This is a genomic window from Natrialba sp. PRR66 (genome assembly GCF_034808065.1).
GTDB lineage: Archaea > Halobacteriota > Halobacteria > Halobacteriales > Natrialbaceae > Natrialba > Natrialba aegyptia.
Window position 1 is genome coordinate 1 of the sequence record NZ_JAXHGN010000128.1, and the last position, 268, is coordinate 268.

Below are 268 nucleotides of genomic sequence, written 5' to 3' on the forward strand. Positions count from 1 at the left end.
CCCTCGCCGTCTACCCGGTCTTCGTCGCGTGGGTCTCCCGGTCGAAGATCGCGGTCGACCGCGCGTACTGGTGGTTCCCGTACCTGAACACCGTGATCGGGATCGTCCTGACGCTCGGCGCGCTCTGGAGGCTCACGAATGGCGTCTGAGGACTCGCCGTCGGCGTCGCAGTCGGTGGCCGATGCGACGACCGTCCCCTCCGGTCGCGAGCGCGTGCAGGCGCGCCTCGACGAACTCGTCCGCGAGCACCGGTTCACCATCGCGGTCG

At 69.8% G+C, this 268-nt stretch carries 1 pseudogene; it reads left to right on the top strand.

From position 1 onward, the window contains the following. A pseudogene (locus SM755_RS24635) lies at nucleotides 1–149 on the top strand (lycopene elongase); the annotation flags it as partial. Nucleotides 150–268 lie beyond the last annotated feature (119 nt).